Below are 22959 nucleotides of genomic sequence, written 5' to 3'. Positions count from 1 at the left end.
CGATAGGTTCCGGAGAAGTCCGTGCACCACACCCCCGAGAGCGCCCCTCCCCCGGGCCGTGACCCCCGGGAGCCGCTCGTCCGCATCCGCGGCCTCGGCAAGCGGTTCGGCGGCACGCTCGCGCTGGACGCGGTCGACCTCGACATCGGCCACGGCAGCATCCTGGCCCTGCTCGGTCCCAACGGCGCCGGGAAGTCCACCCTGATCAAGGTGCTCGCGGGCGTCCACCACGCCGGCGAGGGCGAGGTGACCGTCGCCGGGCACCCGCTCGGCACGGAGGCGGCCTCCCGCGCCATGTCGTTCATCCACCAGGACCTGGGCCTGGTCGGCTGGATGACGGTCGCCGAGAACATCGCGCTGGGAACCGGATACGCGCGCCGCGCAGGGCTGGTGTCCTGGCGGCGCACCCGCCGGCAGTGCGAGGAGGCCCTCGGCATCGTCGCCGCCCACCTCGACCCCTCCGCCGGCGTCGCCGGTCTCGGCCGCGCCGAACGCTCCCTGGTGGCCATCGCCCGCGCCCTGTGCACCCGGGCCGAGCTCATCGTCCTGGACGAGCCGACCGCCAGCCTCCCGGCGGCCGACTGCGCCCGGCTCTTCGACGTGCTGCACACCCTGCGCGACCGCGGCCACGCCGTCGTCTTCGTCACCCACCGGATCGACGAGGTGTTCCGGGTCGCCGACTCCTTCGCCGTCCTGCGCGACGGCCGCGTCGTCAGCCACGGCCCGCTCGCCGGATACGGCCCCGCCCGGCTCGTGCACGACATCGTGGGCCACGAACCGGGCGGCTACGCGCCCGCCGCCCCCGCCGGCGGACCCGTCGCCCTGAGCTTGGACGGCGTACGGACCGAGGGCACCGGGCCGGTCAGCCTCCGGCTGCGCGCCGGCGAGGTCCTCGGCATGGTGGGCCTCACCGGCGCCGGGCACATGGAACTGGGCCGCGCCCTCGCCGGCTCCCGGCCGCTCCTCGGCGGGCGGGCCCTGCTCGCCGGCCGCCCGTACCGGCCGGACTCGGTCACGGCCGCCGTCGGAGCCGGCACCGGGTTCGTGACGAGCAACCGCCAGGAGGAGGGCTGCGCCGCGGAGCTGACGGTGCGGGAGAACTTCCTGGCCAACCCGCGGGCCGGCGGCCCGCACGGCGCGCACTGGATCAGCCCCGGGCGCGAGCGCGCCGAGGCCCGCGCCCTGATCGAGCGGTTCGCGGTGCACCCGCGCGACAGCGAGGCGCCGATCGCCACCCTGTCCGGGGGGAACCAGCAGAAGGTCATGATCGGCCGGTGGCTCAGGCTGAGCCGCAGCCTGCTGATCATGGAGGAGCCGACCGCCGGAGTGGACGTCGGCGCCAAAGCCGCGATCCACCGCCTGCTGCGGGACGCCCTGGCCGGCGGGCTCGCCGTCCTGCTCATCTCCACCGACTTCGAGGAGGTCGCCGGCGTGTGCCACCGCGCCCTGGTGTTCGTCCGCGGGAACGTCACCGCGGAGCTGAGCGGCGACGGCCTCACCGTCACCGCGCTCGCCCGCGCCGCCTCGGCCATGGCACCCCTCACCGGGACGCCGTGACGGTGCCCCCCTCCTCCCGCCCCGCGCCGCGCCACCGCATCGGTCACCTCGTCGGCGCCTACGGCCTGCTCGCCCTCACCGTCCTGCTGTTCCTGGCCTTCTCCCTCGCCCTGCCCGGCACCTTCCCCACCCTGGACAACGTCTCCGCCGTCCTGTCCAACCACTCGATCCCCGCCCTGCTCGCGCTCGGCGCCACGATCCCCATCGCCACCGGCAAGTTCGACCTGTCCATCGGCTACGGCCTCGGTCTCGCGCACGTCATGACGATGGAGCTCGTCGTCGCCGGGGCGTGGCCCTGGCCCGTCGTCTGCCTCGTGGTGATCGCCGGCGGGGCGGCCGTGGGCGCCGTCAACGGCGTCGTCGTCGAATTCGCGCGGATCGACTCCTTCATCGCCACGCTCGGCACCGGCAGCATCATGTACGCCTTCACCGGCTGGATCACCGGCGGCGCGCGGGTCGTCCCCGGCCCGCACGGCCTGCCGGCCGCCTTCACCGCGCTCTACGACTCCCGGTTCCTCGGCCTGCCGGTGTCCGCCTTCTACGTCCTCGCCCTCACCGCCGTCCTGTGGCTGGTGCTGGAGCGGCTGCCGCTGGGCCGGTATCTGTACGTCATCGGCTCCAACGCCCGCGCCGCCGACCTGGTGGGCATCCCCACCCGGCGCTACGTCGTCTGCGCCTTCGCCGGATCCGGCCTGGTCATCGGCATCGCGGGAGTCCTGCTGGCCGCCCAGCAGCAGACCGGCAACCCCAGCGTCGGCATGGACTACCTGCTGCCCGCCTTCGTCGGCGCGCTGCTCGGCTCCACCGCGATCCGGCCCGGCCGCGCCAACGCCCTCGGCACGCTCGTCGCGGTCACGGTCCTCGCCGTCGGCCTCGCCGGCATCGGCCAGCTCGGCGCCCGGTTCTGGGTCACGCCGCTGTTCAACGGCAGCACCCTGCTCATCGCCGTCGGCCTGGCCGGTTACGCCGCGCGCCGCCGGCTGCGCCGCCGTCCCCGCTGACCCCTCCGCAAGGAGCGCCCGTGCACCCGTACCGCAAGACCGCCCTGCGGGGCGCGGCCGCCGTCCTGGCGACGGCGGTCACCGTCCTCGCCGGCTGCGAGCGCGGGGCGTCGACCGGTGCCGCCTCCCCTCCGCCCCGTCCGGCGACCGGCGGCTGTCCCGCCGTCCTGGCCGGGGCCGAGGCGGCCGTCCGGCAGGCGGAGAAGACCGACGGCGGGTGGCACGGCCCCGCCACCGGGCCACGGGCGGTCACCGGCAGGACGCTCGTCCTCGTCGCGCAGACCATGACCAACCCCGGTGTGGCGGGCGTCGCCGAGGGCGTGCGGGAGGCCGCGCGGGCCATCGGCTGGCAGGTCCGGGTGATCGACGGCCAGGGCACTCCCGCCGGGATCCAGGAGGCGTTCGGCCAGGCCGTCGCCCTGCGGCCCGACGGCATCGTCATCGGGGGCTTCGATCCGCACCTGACGTCGCAGCAGGTCGCGGCGGCCGGGGCGGACCGCATCCCGCTCGTCGGCTGGCACGCCGTCGACGCGCCGGGCCCGAGCAAGGACCCGGCGCTCTTCACGAACGTCACCACCAGGGTCGGCGACGTCGCGCGGATCAGCGCGGACTGGGTCATCGCGCACGCGCACGGCGCCGCGGGCGTCGTCGTGTTCACCGACGCCTCGATCCCGTTCGCCAGGAACAAGTCCGACCTGATCATCAGGGAGCTCGCCACCTGTGCGGGCGTGCGGCTGCTGGCGGAGGAGAACATCCCCCTGGCGGACACCAGCAGCCGGACGCCGCAGGAGGTCTCCTCGCTGCTGTCCCGCTTCCCGGACCGGTGGACGCACTCCGTCGCCATCAACGACGTGTACTTCGCCGACGCCGCCCCCGCCCTGCGCGCGACCCGCAGGAAGGGCGCGGGTGCGCCGTTCGGCATCGGGGCGGGCGACGGCGATCCCTCCGCCTTCCAGCGCATCAACAGCGGGCAGTTCCAGGCGGCCACCGTGCCCGAGGCGCTCTCCGAGCAGGGCTGGCAGATCGTCGACGAGTTCAACCGGGCCTTCGCCGGCGAGCCCGCCAGCGGATACGTCGCCCCCGTGCACGTCACCACGGCCGCCAACAGCGGCGGGGCCGCCTCCTGGGACCCGCCCGGCTACCGCGCGGCGTACCGGAGGATCTGGGGCGGGGCGGCGCCCTCCGCGCCCGCCGCGGCCGGTCAGATGCGGTCGGCGGCGATGAGGAGGTAGTGGAAGCTGCCCTCCTTGTAGGCGGTCAGGAACGGCTCCTCGACACCCGTGGCCAGCGACGACCGGGCACGCAGCTCCCAGTACGGGATCGCGTCGGCCGTGAGGTCGACGACGTTGATGGGCACGAGGCCGTTGGCGGCCATGGCCTTGAAGTAGGCGCTGCGGGGGTGGATGTTGCACGTGTAGTGCTCGTCGATGCGGCTGACGGCCTTGGAGCGGCCGCCCGTGACGTCGTTGGAGCAGCCGGTGATGACGACGTAGCGGCCGCCGAAGGCCAGCTGGCGGGCGTGCTCCGCGAAGAGCTCGAAGAGGTCCACGTACATGGTGGACTCGTTGTTCCAGATGCCCTGGAAGGCGCCGGTGGGCAGGCCGGTGTCCAGCATGTTGGCGAAGTGGTAGCGGACCTTGTCGTCCACGCCGCGCTCGCGGGCCCGCTCGTTGGCGAAGTCGACCTGGGTGCGGGAGATGGAGACGCCGTCGGCCCGGCAGCCGAAGCGGGCGTTGGCCATGATGCTGGTGCCGCCCCGGCCGCAGCCGGCGTCCAGGAGCCGGTGCCCGGGGGCGATGGGGCCCAGGTGGTCGAGGAGGACGTCGGCCTGTGCCGACTCCAGGCGGTGGAGCTCCCCGATGATGCGCTCGTCGCGGGTCTCCTGCGGGCCCTCCAGGACGGAGGGGTCGTAGTCGCCGAGCCCGTAGTGGTGGTGGTAGAGGCCGTCGACGTCGCCGAGGCGCAGGTTGACGGGGTCCTTCTCGTTGTTCCAGTAGTCGGCGACGGCCTTCTGGTAGGCGGTGCGCAGGACGCCGGCGGGGGCGGGCGTGGTCGTCATGGGGTGCTCCTCGGACGTGCGTGAAACGTGAAAGGGGTGACGAGGGAAGACGGTGAGCGAAGGAGGAAGGAGAGGGAGGCGCGCTGGTCAGGCGGCGTTGTAGCGGGGGCTGCCGCTGTGCCATTCGCGGTTGCCGCCGAGCCAGGCCCACACTCCGGCGAGGAACCGGCGCAGCTGGGGCGAGCCGGTGACGGCGAGGGCCGCGGCCTCCGCCTCGAAGGCGCGCACCAGCTCGTCGTGGATCTCCGCGCTCCGCTCGATCGCCTCGCGCGGCGAGCAGCGCTCCTCCGCGGCGATCACGAGGGGGAGGTTGAACTCCACGCCCGGGGAGTCGTTCTCCTTCGTCATCGAGTAGAGGTCGTTGACCAGCGTGCTCGCCGTGGCGGCCATGGTCACGGCGCGGCGCACGCGCGGGTCGGCGTACTCGCCGGCGCTCAGGACGTAACCGCCCACCGCGTCGGTCAGCGCGATGCAGGGGAGGAAGCTGTTGATCTGGCGGTGCGCCAGGTACTCGGGGACGCCCGGCATGTGGCCGCGGGTGCGCCAGGAGCCCTCCTGCTCGTATCCGACGAAGAGGACGGCGACCTCGTGCCGCAGCCGGGCGATCTGGGACGGCTCGGCGTAGCGGGCGAGGTGTCCGGCGGCGGCGCGGAGGGCGACCCGTACGGGGTCGCTGCGCATCTCCTTCTCCCACGCGGGCGCGTAGCGGGCCGGGAGGTGGGCGGGGTCGAGGGCCGCGTAGGCGAGCCCGAGGTGCGAGCCGAGGAGTTCGGGCCGGGAGCCCGTGGTCTCGTCGTCGCAGTAGTAGTCGTCGGTGGCCCACTCCGCCAGCGCGCACTTCCCGGCGGCCAGCAGCCGGTCGGAGTCGTCGGTGTCGGGGTGGGCCAGCATCATCAGGCGCCCGAAGTCGGCCGCGCGGACGCGGTCGAGCCGCCCGGCGTAGATGCCGGTGCCGGCCGCCCACTCCACCAGCCGGTCGTTGACCTCGCGGCCGAGGGCCGGGTCGTCCCGGAGCGCGGGCGGGCAGTACAGCTCCGGGACGCCGGAGGCGGACGCGGGCGCGGCCGGTTTCCGGGGCGCGACGCGCGCCGCGGAGGTGCCCAGGCCGGCCGGCCCGGTGGGCGGCCGGAGGGCCCTGGGGGCGGCGGGGAGGCCCGGGTGGGTGAGCAGCGCCGCCGCGAGCCGCGCCGCGTCGTGCCGGGCCGCGGGCGCGGTCATCCGCGACAGCAGAGACATCGTTTCTCCTCTTCGGTCCGTCAGGCCGGGGCGTGGAAGACCTCGACGTTCTCGAGGACGCCGAGCGCGTCCGGCACGAGGACGGCCGCCGAGTAGTAGGTGCTGACGAGATAGGAGATGAGGGCCTGGTCGTTGATGCCCATGAACCGCACGTTCAGGCCGGGCTCGTACTCGTCGGGGATCCCGGTCTGCCGCAGGCCGACGACGCCTTCCTCGGCCTCGCCCAGGCGCATGGCGAGGATGGCGGAGGTGCCCTCCTCCGAGACGGGGATCTTGCCGCAGGGGAGGATCGGCACGCCGCGCCAGGCGGGGACCGCGTGGCCGCCGACGTCGGCGGTGCCGAAGGAGAGGCCCCGCTTGTTGCACTCGCGGGCGAAGGCGGCGACGGCCCGCGGGTGGGCGAAGAAGGCCTTGGTCCCGCGCCGCATGCTCAGCAGCTCGTCCATGTCGTCGGGGGTGGGCGGGCCGGAGTGGGTGGAGATGCGCTGGCTGTAGTCGGCGTTGTGCAGCAGGCCGAACTCGGGGTTGTTGACCAGCTCGGACTCCTGGCGCTCGCGCAGGGCCTCGATGGTCAGCCGCAGCTGCTGCTCGACCTGGTCCATCGGGTCGTTGTAGAGGTCGGCGACGCGGCTGTGCACCCGGAGGACCGTCTGGGCGACGCTCAGCTCGTACTCGCGCGGGTTCAGCTCGTAGTCGACGAAGGTGCCCGGGAGGACGGGGGCGCCGGTGTGGCCGGAGGCGAGGGCGATGTCGGCCTCGCCGCGCTTGTTCTGCGGGCGGGCCTTCTCCTCCTGGCGCCGGCGGACGTGGGCGCGCAGCCGCTCGTTGCGGCCGGCCACCTCCTGGTACGCGGCCCGGGACAGGGACAGCACGGTGCACGCCGTCATCGCGCGCGCCGTGTACTCCCAGGTGCCCGGCTCCTCGGCCAGCGCCTGACCGCCGAAGAACCCGCCGTCGGCGAGCACGCCGCGCCGGATCTCCTCGCCGTACTTGCCGGTGCCCGCCTTCTCGACCTTGCCGTGGGCGATCAGGTGGACGTGGTCGGCGGTCCGGCCGCGCTCGGCGATCACCTGGCCGGGGGCGTACTCCTCCTGCCGGCACCGCTCGGCCAGCGCCCGCAGCACCTCGGCGTCGTCGAAGCCGCGCAGCAGCGGCAGTTCGCCCAGCTCCGCGGGGACGACCTTGACGGTGGAGCCCTCCTGGACGAAGGTGACCCGGCCGTCGCCGACCTCGTACACCAGGCGCCGGTTGACCCGGTACGCGCCGCCCTTCACCTCCACCCAGGGCAGCATGCGCAGCAGCCACCGCGAGCTGATGCCCTGCATCTGCGGGGCGGTCTTGGTGGTGGTCGCCAGGTTCCGCGCAGCGGCGATCCCCAGGCTGAGCTGTTCCCGGCCGGCCTGCTGCTCGGGCTGCTCCGGCTGCTGCCGGTGCGCTGCGGTCGACATCCCGGTCCTTCCTTCTGGGCGCATGCGTCAAGAAGGAGCCCCTGATATAGCCCGATCGGGCTACGGGGCTCCCGCCGCGCAAGTGAAGCAGCGCCCGATGATGTTGGTCGAGACGGCCGGGACCGTACCGCCGCTTTTGCGCCATCGCCCGGACAGCGCGGCCGCGCGGACCGATCCGGGCCCGGCGCAGGAAGGGGCGGTGACCGTGTCCGCTATGCCGCGGTGTGGGGCAGGGGCCGAGGTGGCCGATAACATACCGTCAGATGGCTCTGTTCCGGCCGATTCGCGCAGGCGAGCTCGCTCAGGCGGCGGCGCGGGCCTCGCGGCGGTAGCTGCCGGGAGCCCGGCCGTATTCGCGTTTGAAGGCCTTGGCGAAGGCGTACTCGGACCCGTACCCGGTCCGGGCCGCGACGGTGGTGAGCGGGGCGTCGGACTCGCGCAGCAGCTTGGCGGCCGTGGTCATGCGCCAGCGGGTCAGATAGGCCATGGGCGGCTCGCCCACGAGGGCGGTGAAGCGGCGGGCGAAGGCCGCGCGGGACAGGCCCGCCCGGCCGGCCAGCGACTCGACGGTCCACTGGGCGGCCGGGTCCCCGTGGACGGCGGCCAGGGCCGGGGCCACGGCGGAGTCGCCGAGCGCGGCGGCCCAGCCCTTGGCCGCCGTCGCCGGCTGGTCCTCGATCCAGGCGCGCAGGATGTAGAGGAGCAGCGAGTCGATCAGGGCGGGGACGATGCCGGCCGATCCGATGCGGGGGTTCTCCAGCTCCGTGCCCAGGAGCTGGACGGCGGCGCTCAGTTCGGGGTGGCGGCCGTGCCGGGTGGGGAGGTGGATGATCTCGGGGAGCTGGCGCACCAGGGGGTGGGGGCGCCCCTGGTCCAGGTGGTAGTGCCCGCACAGGAGGCTGGTACTGGCGCCGTCGGCGCCGATCGTGACCGTGCCGAGGGGCGCGCCCGGCCGGAACTCCGCGGGCTGCGCCTCCTGCGGCGGCGTGGAGGGGGCGTCGGCGAGGACGTGCCCCCGGCCGTCGCGCAGGAAGATCACGTCGCCCGGGCTGAGGGCGATCGGCCGCGGGTCCGGCGCGTCCCCCTCGGGGACGAGCCAGCAGGTGCCGTAGAGCACCACGTGGAAGCCGGCGCCGGCGACCGGGGAGAGGCGCAGGCCCCAGGGCGCGCGTCCGTGTGTGCGCACGGATCTGGGCTGCCCCGTCCTCATCGAGCTCAGCGCCTCGGTCAGGATGTCCAACGCCGTCCCCTCTTCCCGGTGGTTCGTGTCCCCGTATTCTCCGTGCTCTCCGTGTTCTCTGTGTTCTCCGTGTTCTCCGTGTTCTCCGGTCCGTTCCCGTCAGCCGACGGTCAGGACGATCTTGCCCTGCGTCCGGCCCGAGGCGACCAGCTCGTGGGCCTTGGCGGCGTCGGCCAGCGGGAACGTGCCGGAGACGTGGGGGCGGACGCGGCCGGCGTCCACGAGGGCGGCGATCGCTTCCAGCGAGGCGTAGTCGGGCTCGACGGAGACGCCGGCGAAACGGCGGCCGGCGGCCTCGACCCGCTCGGCGAGCTCCTTGTTCCAGTGCTCCATGATGCTGACGAGCGTGCCGCCGGGGCGCAGCACGGAGAGGGAGCGCACGCCTTCGGACGAGGAGTCGAAGACGACGTCGGCGTCCTTGACCGCCTCCGTGAAGTCGGTGGTGCGGTAGTCGATGACCTCGTCGGCGCCGAGGCTGCGTACGAAGTCGTGCTTGGGGGCGCTCGCCAGGGCGGTCACGTGGGCGCCCCGGGCCTTGGCGATCTGGACGGCGAGGTGGCCCACGCCGCCGGCCGCGCGGTGGATCAGGACCCGCTGCCCTTCGGTGAGCCGGGCCGCGTCGACCAGGCCCTGCCAGGCCGTGAGCGCGGCGAGGGGCAGGGCGGCGGCGTGCACGTGGTCGAGGCCGGCGGGCTTGCGGGCCACCTGGCGGGAGGGAGCGGCGACGTACTCGGCGTAGCCGGTGGCGGCGCGCGGGAAGAACGGCATGCCGAACACCTCGTCGCCGGGCTTGAAGCGGGCACCGGGGCCGGCCTCCTCGACGACGCCGGAGACGTCCCAGCCGACGCCGAAGGGCGGCTCGCCGAGGAGCGGGTAGGCGCCGGACCTGACGGCCACGTCCACCGGGTTCACACCGCTGGCGTGGACGCGGATGAGGACCTCCCCGGCGAGGGGGACGGGGCGCTCGGTCTCGACGGTCTCCAGGACCTCGGGGCCGCCGAAGGACTTCTGGATGACAGCGCGCATGGTGATCTCTCCCTGTGATCGTCCGGGACGGTGGCCCCGGCGGTTGGCAGTCCTCACGTTAGGGAGATCGAACGAGCCGATGAATATCCCTGAGTCTTCGGAAGATGTCCCATCGTCTTCCCGTCCGGGACGTTGGGCCATCAGCCCTTCGCGAGGACGGCGTCGATCGTCTCTTCCAGGCTCATCCCGGAGGTGTCGAACCACGTCCCCCTGCCGCCGAGCTCGGTGCGCAGCGCCTCGTCCAGGAACGACCAGTCGTCCGCCAGCACCTTGTCGCGCTCGGCGACCCGGCGGGCGACGACGTCCGCGGAGGGGGCGAGGACGATCAGGCGCAGCGGCAGGTCCTTCAGGTGCTCCAGGTAGAAGTCGAGGTGTGCGCGCCGGACGACCACGTCGTCGATGACGGGGACGACGCCGGCGGCGTGGAAACTGCGCGCGAGGACCGCCGCGTTGCGGGCCCGCAGCAGCAGCTGGCGGTCCGCCTCCAGGTCCTCCTCCGGGGAGGGCAGACGGCCTCCGGCCACGATCAGCTCCTGCAGGTGATCGCCCTCGATGTGCGCGCCGAGCGGGAACCGGCGGGCCAGCCCCGCCGACACCGAGCTCTTCCCGGAGCCCGGGATGCCGATGACGAGATAGGCGGCGGGGGCGGGGGCGGTGTCGACGGCCTGGCCCTGAAATGACGTCTCCGGCATGGTGTTCGTCGCTCCTTGTCGCGGTGCGGGCGTGGGGAGTTGCCCTCGCCGGCAACGATATGACGCCCCTCCCCCGCCCCGGCGCGCGGAGGTGGCGCGGCCGTCACTCCGGATGCGTTCCGCCCGGCCGGGACCGACGATGGCCTCATGACACGGTCACCGGGAGTGCGGGTGCGCAGGGTCTACGACCCGGCCGAGGAGGCGGACGGCAGCCGGGTGCTCGTCGACCGCATCTGGCCGCGCGGGCTGAGCAAGGACGCGGCGGCGCTGGACGAGTGGTGCAAGGACGTCGCGCCGTCGACGGAGCTGCGCACCTGGTACGGGCACGACCCGGCCCGCTTCGAGGAGTTCGGCCGCCGCTACCGGGCCGAACTGCGCGACGAGGCCCACGCCGCGGCCGCCGGCCACCTCGGCGAGCTGGCCCGCAAGGGAGCCCTCACCCTGCTGACCGCGACGAAGGACCCCGGTATCAGCGCGGCGGCCGTGCTCCGGGACGTACTGACGCACGGCTGAGACCGGCGGCGAGGCCGGCGACCGCGGCAGGACCGGCAAGCCCTGCGAGACCGGCAAGGCTTACGGAGTGGTGACGTGACGGCCGCGGCCGGTCCGGGCGGCCGCCCGCGGCCCTACCGTCGGACGCATGCGCGTACTCGTCACCGGAGGAGCGGGCTTCATCGGCTCGCACATCGTCTCGGCCCTGCTCGCCCGGGGGCACGACCCCGTCGTCCTCGACTCCCTGCTGCCCGCCGCCCATCCGGTGCGGCCGCCCGTGCCCGAGGGCGTCACGTGGTACGAGGCCGATGTCCGCGACCCGGCCGGGGTCGCGCGGGCGCTGCGCGGGGCGGACGCGGTCTGCCACCAGGCGGCTATGGTCGGCCTGGGCAAGGACTTCGCCGACGCGCCCGCCTACGTGAGCTGCAACGACCACGGCACGGCGGTGCTGCTGGCGGCGATGGCGGAGGCGGGCGTGCGCGGCCTGGTGCTGGCCGGGTCCATGGTGGTCTACGGCGAAGGGCGCTACGACTGCCCGGAGCACGGCCCCGTCCGGCCCGGTCCCCGGCGGGCCGAGGACCTGGAGGCGGGCCGCTTCGAGCCCCCGTGCCCGCGCTGCGGCAGGCCGCTCGCGCCGGGGCTCGTCGACGAGGAGGCCGTGGCCGACCCGCGCAACGTGTATGCGACGACGAAGCTCGCCCAGGAGCACCTGGTGTCCTCCTGGGCGCGGATGACGGGCGGCCGCGCCGTGTCGCTGCGCTACCACAACGTCTACGGGCCGGGGATGCCGCGCGACACCCCGTACGCCGGTGTGGCCTCGTTCTTCCGCTCCGCGCTCGCGCGGGGCGAGGCGCCGCGCGTCTTCGAGGACGGCCGCCAGCGCAGGGACTTCGTCCACGTCCGCGACGTGGCCGCGGCGAACGTCCTCGCGCTGGAGGGGCTCGGCTCCCGTGCCCCGGGCAGCGCGCGGGCGTACAACTGCGGCAGCGGCACGCCGCGCACGATCGGCGAGGCGGCCCGCGTCCTGAGCACGGCCCACGGCGGGCCGCAGCCGGTGGTCACCGGCGAGTGGCGGCTCGGCGACGTCCGGCACATCACGGCGACCTCGCGCCGGCTCCGGGAGGACTTCGGCTGGCGGCCGCAGGTGGATTTCGCGGCGGGCATGGCGGAGTTCGCGCACGCCCCGCAGCGGCAGCCGGCGAACGGGTGACGCCCGTCAGGTGCGGGGAGCGGGCGCCGCTGTGAGGGCGGCCCGCAGGCACGGGCCTCAGGGCGCGCCCGGCCGGTCCGCTACGGTGCCGCCGGCAGGACGACCTCGAACCGGCAGCCGCCGCGGACGTTGCACACCGTCGCACGTCCGGCGTGGGCTTCGACGATGCCGCGCACGATCGCCAGGCCGAGGCCCGCGCCCGCGGGCGGCGTCCGGGCCTCGGCGCCCCGCCAGCCCGTGTCGAAGACGCGGGGCAGGTCCTCGTCGGGGATGCCGCCGCAGGCGTCGGTGACGGACAGCACGACCGTGGCCGTCTCCTCCTCGTGCCGCGCGGCGATCGCGACGGTGCCGTCGGCGGGCGTGTGGCGGATGGCGTTGACGAGGAGGTTGCCCAGGACGCGGGTCATCTCCCGGCCGTCGACCTCGACGGGCACCCCGTCCACCCCCTCCCCCACCAGCCGGACGCCGTGCTCGCGGGCCAGGGGCTCGGCACCGGCGAGCGCGTCGCCCACCAGGTCGTAGAGGGACATGCGGCTCGGGTGGAGGGAGAGCGCGCCCGCGTGGATGCGGGACAGCTCGAAGAGGTCGCCGACCATCGCGTTGAGCCGGTCGGTCTCCGTGCGGATCTGCCGGTGGTACCGCCGGGGGTCCTCGGCGACGCCGTCCTCCAGGGCCTCCGCCATGGCGCGCAGCCCGGCCAGCGGGGTGCGCAGGTCGTGCGAGATCCAGGCGACGAGCTCCCGGCGCGACGCGTCGAGGGCGCGCTCCCGCTCCCGGGACTCCTCCAGCTTCGCGCTGGTCGCGGCCAGCTCCCGCCCGAGCGCCGCCAGTTCGGCCGTGGCGTTGCCGCCGGGGGCCGCGAAGCTGCCGCTGCGTCCGAAGTCGCGGGCGGCCAGGGTCAGGGCGTTGCTGCGGGCCACGACCCAGCGGCCGAGGAGCAGCGCGCAGAGCAGGGAGACCACGGCAGCCATGGCGCACACCGTCGTCACGACGGTCAGGTCGTGCGAGGAGAGGAACATCGCCCGGGCTACGCTCAGCGTCCCGGCCAGCATGGCCGTCACCGACACGGCGGCCACCACCGTCAGGGAGACCGCCACGGAACGGTGGCGCAGCAGCCGCAGGGCGAGCGCGCCGAGCACTCCGGCCGCCGCCGCTCCCGCGAGGGCGTACAGGGCGATCAGCACGATGTCACGCATCGGTCCCGGCCTCCTCGCTCAGCCCGGCCCCGCCGCCCGGCGCGGTTCCGCCGGGACCGGGTGGGTCCCCCGCCTCGAAGCGGTAGCCGACGCCCCACACGGTCCGGATGAAGCGCGGCCGCGCCGGGTCGTCCTCGATCTTGGCGCGCAGCCGGCGGACGTGCACGGTCACGGTGGACAGGTCGCCGAACTCCCAGCCCCACACCCTCTGCATCAGCTCCTCGCGGCCGCAGGCGCGCCCCGGGTTCCGCAACAGGAAGGCCAGCAGGTCGAATTCGCGCAGGGTGAGGGCGAGCGGCACCCCGTCCTTGGTGGCCTGCCGCGCCACGGGGTCCAGGACGATCCCGGCGGCGCGCAGGGCCGGGGCGGGCGGCGGCACGGCCGCCAGGGACCGGGCGCGGCGCAGGACGGCTTCGGCGCGCAGCACCAGTTCGCGGGGGCTGAAGGGCTTGGTGACGTAGTCGTCGGCCCCGATCTCCAGCCCGAGGATGCGGTCCTCCTCGTCGCCCCGCGCCGTCAGCATGATCACCGGTACGGGCCCGCCGGCCCGCAGCCTGCGGCAGACCTCCAGGCCGTCCATGCCCGGCAGCATCAGGTCGAGCAGGACGAGGTCGGGGCGTACGGCGGCGGCGAGCTCCAGCGCCGCCGGGCCGTCGGCGGCCCGGTCGACCGTGAAACCGGCCCTGCCGAGGTAGCCGGCGACGACCTCGGCGACGGTCGGGTCGTCGTCGACGACGAGGACGCGGGCGGGGGGTTCGGTGTGCATGCCCCCAGCCTCGCACCGGCCGGGGCACGGCGGCGCGGGGTGTCCCCGCCCCGCGGGCCGGCGTCCTCGTTTCGTAAGAACCCGGCGTCCGAAATGCCGGATTCTGCTCCGTAGGGTGAGCGGCGTGACTCACTCCACCACTCCCACCGCGGACGTCGTGCTCCCCTGTCTCGACGAAGCGGCCGCCCTGCCCTGGGTCCTGGGCCGGGTGCCCGCCGGCTGGCGGGCGATCGTCGTCGACAACGGCTCCCGCGACGGCTCCGCGGACCTCGCCCGTTCCCTCGGCGCGACCGTCGTCCACGAGGCGCGCCGGGGCTTCGGCGCGGCCTGCCACGCCGGGCTCGCCGCCGCCGAGGCCGACCTCGTGTGCTTCTGCGACTGCGACGCCTCGCTCGACCCTGGCCTGCTGCCCGGCCTCGCGGCGGCGGTCCGCGACGGCGGCGCCGACCTGGTGCTCGGCCGCCGCCGCCCGCAGGGGCGCGGGACCTGGCCGGTCCATGCGCGCCTCGGCAACGCGGCCCTGGCCCGCATGGTCCGCCGCCGCACCGGGCTGCGCCTGCACGACCTGGGACCCCTGCGCGTCGCGCGCCGGGAGGCCCTGCTGGGCCTCGGCCTGACCGACCGCCGCAGCGGCTACCCCCTGGAGATGGTGGTGCGCGCCGCCGACGCCGGCTGGCGGGTGACGGAAACCGACGTCCCCTACCTCCCCCGCACCGGTCGCTCGAAGGTGACCGGCACCTGGCGCGGCACGTGGCGCGCGGTGCGGGACATGCGGGCGGTGCTGCGAGCGCCGGCCGCGGGGCCTGCCGGGCCGTCGGTGGCGCCGGAAGGGACGGCCCGGTGACGCCGGTCACCGGCGGGACCGCCCGCCCCGGCGACGCCGCCCCGGACGGGGTGGCGACCCTGCTCGTCATCGCGAAGGAACCCCTGCCCGGGCGCGTCAAAACGCGCCTCACCCCGGCCTACACGCCCGCCGAGGCGGCCCTGCTGGCCGAGGCGGCGCTGACGGACACGCTGCGGGCCGTACGGGCCATGCCCGCCCGGCGCCGGGTCCTCGTCCTGGACGGCCGTCCCGGTCCGTGGCTCCCGCCCGGTTTCGAGGTTCTGCCGCAGTGCGCGGGCGGGCTGGACGAGAGGCTGGCCGCCGCCTTCGCCGCCTGCACGGGTCCTGCCCTGCTCGTCGGCATGGACACCCCGCAGCTCACGCCGGGCCTGCTGGCCCCGGCCCTGGGCCCGGCGGCCTGGCAGGGCTGCGACGCCTGGTTCGGGCCCGCCGCCGACGGCGGCTTCTGGGCCCTGGGGCTGGCCGGACCCCGGCCCGGCCTCCTGCGCGGCGTGCCCATGTCCACGGCGGAGACCGGCGCCGTGCAGCGCCGCCGGCTCGTGGCGGCCGGCCTGCGGGTCCGGGACCTTCCGGAACTGCTCGACGTCGACACGGCGGCGGACGCCCTCCGCGTCGCCGCGGCAGCACCCGGCAGCCGCTTCGCGGCCGCGGTGCAACGCCTGGGCCCCCGCCCGTCACGACCGGCCGAAGGCCCCGCAGCGGCCCCGGCCGACTCCCCGGGGCAGGTGCCGCCGCCGCGGGAGCGCACGACCGGACAGCGGCCCCCTCACGAGCCGGCGGCCGGTGCGCGGCCCGCCCCTTCCCCCGGGCGAGGTGGCCGGCCGTGCCGACCCGCGAACTGACCGCGCCCGCCCGGATACCGGCCCCCTGGCACAGCGACCCGTACGCCGACGCGGTGAGCGCCGGGCGCGGGCCGTTGTTCCTGCGCCGCACGGACGGCTGGATGCTGCCGCTCGAAGTCGAGCGGTGGTGCGCCGAGGCCGACCCGTCCGACCTCACCGTGCTCGACCGGTGCCGGGGACCCGTCATCGACATCGGCTGCGGCCCCGGCAGACTCGTCACCGCGCTGGCCGCCCGCGGCCACCCGGTGCTCGGCGTCGACCTCAGCCCGGCCGCCGTCGACCGCACCCGGCGCGGCGGCGGCACCGCCCTGTGCCGGTCCGTGTTCGACCCCCTCCCCGCCGAGGGTCGCTGGGGCACGGCGTTGCTGATCGACGGCAACATCGGCATCGGCGGCGACCCTGCCGCCCTCCTCGCCCGGGTCGCCCGGGTCACGGCGGCCGGCGGCCTCCTCCTCGCCGAGGCCGCCGCCGCGGACGTCGACGAGCGCGTGGAGGTGCGCGTCGACGACGGGCGCGGCCGGACCGGCCCGCCCTTCTCGTGGGCCCGTGTCGGAGCGGCCGCCCTGACGCGCCACGCGGGCCGGGCCGGGTGGCGCGTGGCGGAACGGTGGACCGTGTCCGGGCGCGCGTTCGTGGCGCTGCACCGCTGAGGGCGGCCCGGGTGGGGCGGCGCTCCCGAGGGCGGACCGCCCCACCCCGCGCTACGGGCGCCGCGGCGCCCCGCGCCCACCGCCCCGGCCCCGCCGCCGCGAGCGGCCGGTCCACGGTGCTGCAAGGGCGGTCACGGCCGTCACCACAGCCGTAAGCCCCAGAAGCAGAAGCCAGTTGCGGCCGTAATCCAGCGGCAGCACGGACGGGTTCGCGGGAGTTCCCGGCCGGAACACCACCGGGAAGGCCACGGCCGTCAGGCTCGCCGCGACGAGCAGACCACCGCGCACCGCACGCCGTGCCCGGAGCCGCGCCACGACGAGACCCGCGAGCAGCGTCAGCGGGACGACGATCCCGTCGTGCACGAGCACGGAGCCGGCGAGCCACCGCGCGACCTGCCACGGGTCCTGCGGGTCGTCGCCCCGCCACGCGGTCCACAGCCCCATCCCCATCAGCGCCGCCCCGCACGCACCGGTGACCGCGCGGGCCACCCGTGACGCCCGGCTGCCCGGCCTCCCCGGCCTCCCCCGCCTCACAGCGCCTCCATCCGGGACACCCACTTGGTCTGCAGGACGCCGGGCCGGTTCGGGGCGATGATCCGGGCCGGATAGCCGTGATCGGGCGGGAGTTCCCGGCCGTCGAGGCGCAGGGCCAGCAGCGTGAGCGGGTCGCGGGCGTAGGTGTGCGGCATGACCATCACCCGGTACGCGCCGTGCCGTTCCAGCGACGTGACCCGGATCAGGGCGCCTTCCGGGGCGCCCGCCCGGTCCAGCAGGTCGCGCACCCGCACCCCGGTCCAGCGGGCCGCCTTGCTCCACCCCTCCACGCAGGCGATGGGCAGGGTGACCTCGGTCTGCGGCATGGCGCGCAGGTCGTCCAGGGTCATCTCGTACGGGCGCGGACCCCCGACGTACAGCTTCCAGTCCCGTACGGACTCCGCGGTCACCCCGGCGCGGGCGGCGGTGCGGTTGACGGGCAGGCCTTCTTCGCCGTGGTCCGGATGGCGTGGTGCCAGGAGGTCGAGGCCCTTCAAGGGGGTCAGGGACTGGCCGGCGGTGGTGAGCGTCACCGCGCCGGCGGCGGCGCCCGTGGCCAGCAGCAGGGAGCGCCGGTCGGTCGCGTCACCGGCGGGGAGGGACAGCGTCCCGGGCGAGCGGCGCCGCCAATGCGCGGCGATCTCCGGTGCCTTGACGGCCACGTGCAGGAGCAGCGAACCGGCGAGCAGCCACCCGGCCGCGTAGTGCACGGGCACGAAGGAGAACGGCCACGGGTACCACTGGGCGGTGTTGAACAGCCCCGAGAAGAGCTCGAAGAGCGCCGACGCGACCAGCACCGCGACGGACAGCCGTTCCAGGGCGTGCCGCACCGAGCGCAGGAGCGGCCGGGCGAAGAGCCGCGGATAGACCGTCCACAGCTTCACCAGCAGCAGGGGGACCGCCGCGGTCCCGCTCGCGACGTGCAGCCCCTGGCTCAGCCGGTAGCCCCAGGCGGGGCGGCTGGGAAGGCCGTCGGCGAGCGCGGCCGGGGGGTGCTGCAGGACGTGGCTCACCAGCCCGGTCACGAAGCACACGGCGACCGCCGCCCCGAGCACGCGACCGACGGCGGTGGCCGTGCGGGCGTCGTGCAGCCTGCCGGAGAAGGCAGGGAAGGGAGGCGGGGGAAGGCGGAGGGGGAGGCGGAGTTTCATGCCTTCATCAGAACGCGGACGGAGGCCGGAAAGGGGTGGCGAACTCCTTACGGAACAGGGACGTTCGCGCCGGGCGGCCCGCCGTGGGCCCGTCCCGGTGCCAGGCTGGCCGCGTGATCGCCCTCCCCCGCCGCCCCGCCGCCATGACCGCCGTCGCCACGGCCGCACTCGCCGCACTCACCGCCGTCCTCGTGCAGGCCGTCCGCAGCGACGCCTACGTGACCGATCCCGCCGCGCTCACCGGCTGGTACGCGGCGGCCTGGGCGCTGTTCGGCGCGGCGGTGCTGGCTCTCCGGCACGTACCGGCGCGCCACGTGGCACCGCTGGTGCTGGCGGGGTCCGTGGCCGTGGCCGTCAGCGGGCTGGCCGCCGAGCCGCGCACCAGCTCCGACGTCTACCGCTACGTGTGGGACGGGCGGGTCCAGGCCGCGGGCGTCTCGCCGTACGACCACGTGCCCGGCGACCTCGCCCTGGCCCGGCTGCGCGACGGCTGGCTGTTCCCGCGGGGCGCGGAGTGCGAGCGGCCCGAGCGGTTCCGGGTGGCTCCGGCGGAAGACGGTCCGGCCGGCGCCGCCTGCACGCGCATCAACCGCCCCTCCGTGCACACGATCTACCCGCCCGTCGCCGAAGGGTACTTCCTCCTCGTCCACGGGCTCTCGCCCGGCGGCGCCCGCCACAAGCCGTTCCAGGTGGGCGGCGCGGTGCTGTCCGTGGCGACCACCGCCCTGCTCCTGGCCGTCCTGCGCCGCCGCGGCCGCAGCCCCGGTCCGGATCCCGGCGCCGGCTCCGATCACGGCACCGGTCCCGATCGCGGCACCGGTCCCGATCGCGGTCGCGTCCACTGGGCCGCGTACTGGGCATGGTGCCCGGCCGTCGCCGTCGAGGCCGTCAACAACGCTCACGCCGACGTGCTCGGCGTGCTGTTCGCCGTCGCGGGACTGGCCGTGGCCGGTGCGCGGCCGGTCCGGGGCGGCGCCCTGATCGGGGCGGGGATCGCGACCAAGCTGCTGCCCGCGGTCGTCCTCCCCGGGGCGCTCGGCGGCGTGCTCGCCGGCGCCCGCGGCGGACCGGCCGCCCGCACGCCCGGCCCGCCGGGCGGCGCCGTCCGCAGGACGCTCGCGGTGCTGCTGCCGGCGGCAGCGGTCGTCGGCCTCGGCTATCTGCCGTACCTCCTGGTCTCCCACGGCTCGGTCCTCGGCTACCTCGGCGGATATGCCGAGGAGGAGGGCTACGACGACCCCGCCGTGAAGAACCGCTACGCCCTCCTCCGGCTCGTCCTGCCCGCCTCCTGGTCCCAGCCGGCGGCGCTGCTCCTCTGCGCCGCGGCGGTGGCGTACGTCCTGCGGCGCGGCGATCCGGAGCGACCGTGGCGGGGCGCGCTCCTGGTGACGGGCACGGCGTTCCTCCTCGCCACCCCCGGGTACTCCTGGTACGCGCTGCTCCTGGTCGCCCTCGTGGCCCTCGACGGGCGCTGGGAGTGGCTGGGCGTCGCCGTGGCCGGGGCCGCGAAGTACGTGGGGGGCCGGGCGGTCGGCGACCCCGGTCTCCTGGGCACGGTCGCCTACGCCCTCGCGGCCGCCGCGGTGATCACGGGATGGTGGTTCCGGCGCCGGGCGGCCGCCCGGACGGCGGCCGGAGGCGCTCGGAGGACACCGCTTGAACGATCAAAATCGCATGGGGTTAGCATGTGAGCGCTGCCTAGCTCGAAAGAGAAAAGCCTGTGACTGTCAACGACGACTCGTTCACTGACTGGAAGAACCGCGAGGAGATCGCGGAGTCGATGATCCCGATCATCGGGAAGCTGCACCGCGAGCGGGACGTCACCGTCCTGCTGCACAGCCGCTCCCTGGTGAACAAGTCGGTGGTCAGCATCCTCAAGACCCACCGATTCGCCCGGCAGATAGCCGGCGAGGAGCTCTCGGTCACCGAGACGCTGCCCTTCCTGCAGGCTCTCACCACGCTCGACCTCGGCCCGTCCCAGATCGACATCGGCATGCTCGCCGCGACGTACAAGAGCGACGACCGCGGTCTCACGGTGGAGGCGTTCACCGCCGAGGCCGTCGCCGGCGCCACGGGCGAGAACAAGATCCAGTGCCGCGCGGGGCGCGACGTCGTCCTCTACGGCTTCGGCCGCATCGGCCGCCTCGTCGCCCGCCTGCTGATCGAGAAGTCCGGCTCCGGCAACGGTCTGCGGCTGCGCGCCATCGTCGTCCGCCAGGGCGGCGACCAGGACCTCGTCAAGCGCGCCTCGCTGCTGCGGCGCGACTCCATCCACGGCCAGTTCCAGGGCACGATCACCGTCGACGAGGCGAACAGCACCATCGTCGCCAACGGCAACGCGATCAAGGTGATCTACGCCAGCGACCCGTCCGAGGTCGACTACACGGCGTACGGCATCAAGGACGCCATCCTCATCGACAACACCGGCAAGTGGCGCGACCGCGAGGGCCTCTCCAAGCACCTGCGCCCCGGCATCGACAAGGTCGTCCTGACCGCGCCGGGCAAGGGTGACGTCCCCAACATCGTCCACGGCGTCAACCACGACACGATCAAGCCCGACGAGCAGATCCTGTCCTGCGCCTCCTGCACCACCAACGCGATCGTCCCGCCGCTGAAGGCGATGGACGACGAGTACGGCGTGCTGCGCGGCCACGTGGAGACCGTCCACTCGTTCACCAACGACCAGAACCTGCTGGACAACTACCACAAGGCCGACCGCCGCGGCCGCTCCGCGCCGCTCAACATGGTCATCACGGAGACCGGCGCCGCCTCGGCCGTCGCCAAGGCCCTGCCCGACCTGAAGGCGCCGATCACGGGCAGCTCGATCCGCGTCCCCGTCCCGGACGTCTCGATCGCCATCCTGAGCCTGCGCCTGGGCCGCGAGACCACCCGCGAGGAGGTCCTCGAGTACCTCCGCGACGTCTCGCTGCACTCGCCGCTCAAGCGCCAGATCGACTTCACGACCGCCCCCGACGCGGTCTCCATGGACTTCGTCGGCTCGCGCCACGCCTCGATCGTCGACGCCGGCGCCACCAAGGTCGACGGCGACAACGCGATCCTCTACCTCTGGTACGACAACGAGTTCGGCTACTCCTGCCAGGTCATCCGCGTCGTCCAGCACGTCTCCGGGGTGGAGTACCCGACCTACCCGGCACCGGTGGTCTGATCCGCGCGCTCTGCCCGGCCCGGTGCCCGTGAGAACGGTCCGGTGACCGCCGTCGGCCGCCGCCTCCTACGAGGCGGCGGCCGACGCGCGTCCGGGGCCACGCGCTCCGCTGTTGATCAGCCCTTACCCTTGTGCCCGCCGGTAGTCGAGTGATCAAGAGTGACGGAACGGAGCATGCGGTGCCGACGGGGGATGCGAATGACGGAGAGCTGATAGGCAAACTCCTGGGCGGCCGTTACCGCGTGACATCGGTGATCGGGCGTGGCGGGATGGGTGTGGTCGCGCGGGCGGTGGACGAGCTTCTCCATCGTGAGGTCGCGGTGAAGGTGTTGCGGGCCTTTACTGATGCTTCTGCGGCCGAGCTGGCGGAGTTGCGGGTGCGGATGCAGCGTGAGGCGCAGGCTGCTGCCCGGATCCGGCACGGTGGTGTGGTCACGGTGCACGATGTGACTGAGGAGCAGGGGCTTCCGGTCATTGTGATGGAGTTGGTGGACGGTCCGTCGCTGGATGACGTGCTGGGTGAGCGGGGTGCGCTGGAGCCGCGTGAGGTGGCGGCGATCGGTGCGCGGTTGATGGATGCGCTGGATGCGGCGCACCGGGCCGGGGTGCTGCACCGGGACGTGAAGCCGGGCAATGTGCTGCTGGAGCAGGGTGGGCGGGTGGTGCTGACGGATTTCGGTATCGCCAGCATGGAGGCCGCGGGCGATGATGCGATGGCCAAGCTGACGCAGAGCGGTCAGATCATCGGTTCGCTGGACTACCTGCCGCCGGAGCGGGCGCAGGGCAAGGACCCGGGCCCGGCCTCCGACATCTGGTCGCTGGGCATGACGCTGTACGCGGCGGTCGAAGGCACCTCGCCGTTCCGCCGGACGTCCGTGTGGTCCACGCTGTCGGCGATCGTCAGCGAGCCCCTGCCCGAGCCCCGGCAGGCCGGACCCCTCACACCGGTCCTGCAAGCACTGATGGCCAAGGAACCGGAACACCGCCCCACCGCCGACCAAGCACGCGCCATGCTGGAACACATAGCCAGCTCAAGCAGGACGGCGCACATCGCGCCGCCGGCCTCCCCCCTCGTGGCCCCGCTCCCGGCCGCGCCCGCAGGCATCCGGCCGACGCCCACCGCGCCGTCCGTCGTCGCACCGCCCTCCGGCGCTCACGGCTTCGGCCCGCCGCAGCCGGCGCACGGACAGGACGGCGGAGCGGGGGCAGGGGCCGGCCGCCCCGCACGCCGCAGTCGCGGCCGTAGCCGTACCGTCGTCGCGGCCGCCGCCGCGGTCGTCGTGCTCGCCGGAGGCGGCGTCACGTACGCCCTCACGAGCGGGCCCGGCGGCGACGGGAAGCAGGCATCGGCACCCGCGGCGGGCGCCCCGTCCGCGGGCGGCGCGCCGGGGAAGGGCCATGCGTCCGGCGTCGCGTCCGCTCCGGGCGCCTCCGCGGCCGCCGGCTCCCGCGGGAAGCCGTCCGGCGCTCCCTCGCAGAAGCCCGGCGCGGGCGCCGGCAAGTCACCGCAGGCATTCTCGACGGCCAAGGCCAGTCCGGTGCCGACGGGCTGCAACGGCTGGAGCCACCGCGACCCGGCCCCGGGCTCCTACGGCTACATGGCCGGCGACTACCACCTCCAGACCGGGCCCTACCAGACCTGCCCCGCCGTGTCCCTCGCCAAGAGCGGCACGAAGCTCTGGTACCAGTGCTCCGTCGTCAACGCGCACGGCAACAAATGGATTTACGCCCGCGTGGACGGCAAGAGCACGGCGGGCTGGATGTCCGCCGACAACCTCACGCGCCAGCACGGGGCGCCGGCCCCCTGCTGACGGCCGCGATGCCGGTCCGGGCCGGCTGCTAGAATGCG

At 74.8% G+C, this 22959-nt stretch carries 21 protein-coding genes; 11 read left to right on the top strand and 10 right to left on the bottom strand.

Annotation, left to right across the window (positions count from 1 at the left end; all coding sequences use genetic code 11):
• Window positions 1-21 precede the first annotated feature (21 nt).
• From ACFZCD_RS09885 to ACFZCD_RS09875, 3 genes are read left to right on the top strand one after another with little or no spacing between them, the layout of a single operon-like run.
• Window positions 22-1557, top strand: a complete 1536-nt coding sequence (locus ACFZCD_RS09885) for a sugar ABC transporter ATP-binding protein (RefSeq protein ID WP_391829296.1) — start codon at window positions 22-24, stop codon at window positions 1555-1557.
• Window positions 1554-2558, top strand: a complete 1005-nt coding sequence (locus tag ACFZCD_RS09880) for an ABC transporter permease (RefSeq protein WP_391829295.1) — start codon at window positions 1554-1556, stop codon at window positions 2556-2558. The genes ACFZCD_RS09885 and ACFZCD_RS09880 overlap by 4 nt, the downstream gene beginning before the upstream one ends.
• Window positions 2559-2578: 20 nt before the next feature.
• Window positions 2579-3790, top strand: coding sequence for a substrate-binding domain-containing protein (locus ACFZCD_RS09875; RefSeq protein ID WP_391829294.1), 1212 nt, complete (start codon window positions 2579-2581; stop codon window positions 3788-3790).
• Here the strand turns inward: ACFZCD_RS09875 and ACFZCD_RS09870 are convergent.
• The 6 genes from ACFZCD_RS09870 to ACFZCD_RS09845 form a co-directional block, all read right to left on the bottom strand.
• Window positions 3760-4617, bottom strand: coding sequence for a geranyl diphosphate 2-C-methyltransferase (locus ACFZCD_RS09870; RefSeq protein WP_391829293.1), 858 nt, complete (start codon window positions 4615-4617; stop codon window positions 3760-3762). The genes ACFZCD_RS09875 and ACFZCD_RS09870 overlap by 31 nt on opposite strands.
• Before the next feature lie 87 nt (window positions 4618-4704).
• Window positions 4705-5853, bottom strand: coding sequence for a family 2 encapsulin nanocompartment cargo protein terpene cyclase (locus tag ACFZCD_RS09865; protein ID WP_391829292.1), 1149 nt, complete (start codon window positions 5851-5853; stop codon window positions 4705-4707).
• A gap of 20 nt (window positions 5854-5873) precedes the next feature.
• Window positions 5874-7301, bottom strand: a complete 1428-nt coding sequence (locus ACFZCD_RS09860) for a family 2B encapsulin nanocompartment shell protein (RefSeq protein WP_391829291.1) — start codon at window positions 7299-7301, stop codon at window positions 5874-5876.
• 301 nt (window positions 7302-7602) lie between these two features.
• Window positions 7603-8541 carry an AraC family transcriptional regulator gene (locus tag ACFZCD_RS09855; RefSeq protein WP_391829290.1) on the bottom strand — a complete coding sequence of 313 codons (939 nt, stop codon included), beginning with the start codon at window positions 8539-8541 and terminating at the stop codon, window positions 7603-7605.
• 99 nt (window positions 8542-8640) lie between these two features.
• Entirely contained in the window at window positions 8641-9567 is a 927-nt protein-coding gene (locus tag ACFZCD_RS09850; RefSeq protein WP_391829289.1) for an NADP-dependent oxidoreductase, read from the bottom strand.
• Window positions 9568-9707: 140 nt separating this feature from the next.
• Entirely contained in the window at window positions 9708-10259 is a 552-nt protein-coding gene (locus ACFZCD_RS09845) for an AAA family ATPase (RefSeq protein ID WP_391829288.1), read from the bottom strand.
• A gap of 147 nt (window positions 10260-10406) precedes the next feature.
• Here ACFZCD_RS09845 and ACFZCD_RS09840 point away from each other — a divergent pair, with 147 nt between their 5' ends.
• Together ACFZCD_RS09840 and ACFZCD_RS09835 are read left to right on the top strand one after the other, a co-directional pair.
• Complete coding sequence (locus tag ACFZCD_RS09840) at window positions 10407-10772, top strand: DUF488 domain-containing protein (protein ID WP_391829287.1); 366 nt, start codon at window positions 10407-10409, stop codon at window positions 10770-10772.
• A 127-nt stretch (window positions 10773-10899) separates the two neighbouring features.
• Window positions 10900-11961, top strand: a complete 1062-nt coding sequence (locus tag ACFZCD_RS09835) for an NAD-dependent epimerase/dehydratase family protein (protein WP_391829286.1) — start codon at window positions 10900-10902, stop codon at window positions 11959-11961.
• A gap of 80 nt (window positions 11962-12041) precedes the next feature.
• On the opposite strand, the gene ACFZCD_RS09830 is transcribed toward ACFZCD_RS09835, so the two are convergent.
• Both ACFZCD_RS09830 and ACFZCD_RS09825 read right to left on the bottom strand, forming a co-directional pair.
• Window positions 12042-13157, bottom strand: a complete 1116-nt coding sequence (locus ACFZCD_RS09830; protein ID WP_391829285.1) for a sensor histidine kinase — start codon at window positions 13155-13157, stop codon at window positions 12042-12044.
• On the bottom strand, window positions 13150-13923 hold the full coding sequence (locus ACFZCD_RS09825) for a response regulator transcription factor (protein WP_391829284.1): 774 nt from the start codon (window positions 13921-13923) through the stop codon (window positions 13150-13152). Before ACFZCD_RS09825 ends, ACFZCD_RS09830 begins: the two co-directional genes overlap by 8 nt.
• A gap of 115 nt (window positions 13924-14038) precedes the next feature.
• Between ACFZCD_RS09825 and ACFZCD_RS09820 the strand changes: the two genes are divergently transcribed.
• From ACFZCD_RS09820 to ACFZCD_RS09810, 3 genes are read left to right on the top strand one after another with little or no spacing between them, the layout of a single operon-like run.
• Window positions 14039-14767 carry a glycosyltransferase family 2 protein gene (locus tag ACFZCD_RS09820; protein WP_391829283.1) on the top strand — a complete coding sequence of 243 codons (729 nt, stop codon included), beginning with the start codon at window positions 14039-14041 and terminating at the stop codon, window positions 14765-14767.
• Window positions 14764-15609: a DUF2064 domain-containing protein gene (locus tag ACFZCD_RS09815; protein WP_391829282.1), complete on the top strand. Its 846-nt coding sequence runs from the start codon at window positions 14764-14766 to the stop codon at window positions 15607-15609. Before ACFZCD_RS09820 ends, ACFZCD_RS09815 begins: the two co-directional genes overlap by 4 nt.
• The gene (locus ACFZCD_RS09810) at window positions 15591-16259 is read left to right on the top strand and encodes a methyltransferase domain-containing protein (protein WP_391829281.1); all 669 of its coding nucleotides are present in this window, start codon (window positions 15591-15593) and stop codon (window positions 16257-16259) included. The genes ACFZCD_RS09815 and ACFZCD_RS09810 overlap by 19 nt, the downstream gene beginning before the upstream one ends.
• A 51-nt stretch (window positions 16260-16310) precedes the next feature.
• Here ACFZCD_RS09810 and ACFZCD_RS09805 read toward each other — a convergent pair whose 3' ends face one another.
• Window positions 16311-16709, bottom strand: coding sequence for a hypothetical protein (locus ACFZCD_RS09805; protein ID WP_391829280.1), 399 nt, complete (start codon window positions 16707-16709; stop codon window positions 16311-16313).
• Between the two features lie 80 nt (window positions 16710-16789).
• The gene (locus ACFZCD_RS09800; protein ID WP_391829279.1) at window positions 16790-17944 is read right to left on the bottom strand and encodes a molybdopterin-dependent oxidoreductase; all 1155 of its coding nucleotides are present in this window, start codon (window positions 17942-17944) and stop codon (window positions 16790-16792) included.
• A gap of 113 nt (window positions 17945-18057) precedes the next feature.
• On the opposite strand from ACFZCD_RS09800, the gene ACFZCD_RS09795 reads away from it, so the two are divergent.
• From ACFZCD_RS09795 to ACFZCD_RS09785, 3 genes are all read left to right on the top strand, one after another.
• Entirely contained in the window at window positions 18058-19635 is a 1578-nt protein-coding gene (locus ACFZCD_RS09795) for a glycosyltransferase 87 family protein (protein ID WP_391829278.1), read from the top strand.
• 29 nt (window positions 19636-19664) lie between these two features.
• A complete protein-coding gene (locus ACFZCD_RS09790; protein WP_391829277.1) occupies window positions 19665-21110 on the top strand; it encodes a glyceraldehyde-3-phosphate dehydrogenase in 1446 nt (481 codons plus the stop codon).
• 131 nt (window positions 21111-21241) lie between these two features.
• Window positions 21242-22921, top strand: a complete 1680-nt coding sequence (locus ACFZCD_RS09785; RefSeq protein ID WP_391829276.1) for a serine/threonine-protein kinase — start codon at window positions 21242-21244, stop codon at window positions 22919-22921.
• The last annotated feature ends 38 nt before the right edge of the window (window positions 22922-22959 follow it).

It is taken from the genome of Streptomyces sp. NPDC008001 (assembly GCF_042958085.1).
GTDB lineage: Bacteria > Actinomycetota > Actinomycetes > Streptomycetales > Streptomycetaceae > Streptomyces.
This window is presented reverse-complemented; position numbering and strand designations above follow the sequence as displayed.

Excerpts from the sequence above, each read along its gene's own strand:
- ACFZCD_RS09870 (WP_391829293.1), bottom strand. The coding sequence starts at position 4,617 with ATGACGACCACGCCCGCCCCCGCCGGCGTCCTGCGCACCGCCTACCAG.
- ACFZCD_RS09865 (WP_391829292.1), bottom strand. The coding sequence starts at position 5,853 with ATGTCTCTGCTGTCGCGGATGACCGCGCCCGCGGCCCGGCACGACGCG.
- ACFZCD_RS09860 (WP_391829291.1), bottom strand. The coding sequence starts at position 7,301 with ATGTCGACCGCAGCGCACCGGCAGCAGCCGGAGCAGCCCGAGCAGCAG.
- ACFZCD_RS09850 (WP_391829289.1), bottom strand. The coding sequence starts at position 9,567 with ATGCGCGCTGTCATCCAGAAGTCCTTCGGCGGCCCCGAGGTCCTGGAG.
- ACFZCD_RS09845 (WP_391829288.1), bottom strand. The coding sequence starts at position 10,259 with ATGCCGGAGACGTCATTTCAGGGCCAGGCCGTCGACACCGCCCCCGCC.
- ACFZCD_RS09840 (WP_391829287.1), top strand. The coding sequence starts at position 10,407 with ATGACACGGTCACCGGGAGTGCGGGTGCGCAGGGTCTACGACCCGGCC.
- ACFZCD_RS09835 (WP_391829286.1), top strand. The coding sequence starts at position 10,900 with ATGCGCGTACTCGTCACCGGAGGAGCGGGCTTCATCGGCTCGCACATC.
- ACFZCD_RS09830 (WP_391829285.1), bottom strand. The coding sequence starts at position 13,157 with ATGCGTGACATCGTGCTGATCGCCCTGTACGCCCTCGCGGGAGCGGCG.
- ACFZCD_RS09825 (WP_391829284.1), bottom strand. The coding sequence starts at position 13,923 with ATGCACACCGAACCCCCCGCCCGCGTCCTCGTCGTCGACGACGACCCG.
- ACFZCD_RS09805 (WP_391829280.1), bottom strand. The coding sequence starts at position 16,709 with ATGGGGATGGGGCTGTGGACCGCGTGGCGGGGCGACGACCCGCAGGAC.
- ACFZCD_RS09800 (WP_391829279.1), bottom strand. The coding sequence starts at position 17,944 with ATGAAACTCCGCCTCCCCCTCCGCCTTCCCCCGCCTCCCTTCCCTGCC.